A 243-nucleotide genomic window follows, 5' to 3' on the forward strand; every position below is an offset into this window, starting at 1 on the left:
GCCTGTCGCCGGTCACGGCGCGGCAGGTCGCGGCGGCACGGTCGTTCGACACCGTGTGGCTCGATGCGTCAGTGATGGCGCAGCGGGATGCCGCCACGCTGGAACGCCATGCCCGAGACATCGCGAACGGCCTCGCCAGCGGTCGCAATGTGCTGGCCTGCACCCGCCCTCCCGATCCTTTGCCGGTCGACCGCGACATCAACGCCCAGGCCCTCGCGCGCGCCGGCGGCGAACTCTTGGCGC

Annotated in this window: 1 pseudogene; it reads left to right on the top strand. The window is 72.4% G+C overall.

The features are described from left to right. Positions 1 to 243: pseudogene (locus tag BMG07_RS41145) on the top strand (four-carbon acid sugar kinase family protein); the annotation flags it as partial.

Origin of the sequence: Variovorax sp. E3, from assembly GCF_016082275.1 — a bacterium.
GTDB lineage: Bacteria > Pseudomonadota > Gammaproteobacteria > Burkholderiales > Burkholderiaceae_C > Variovorax.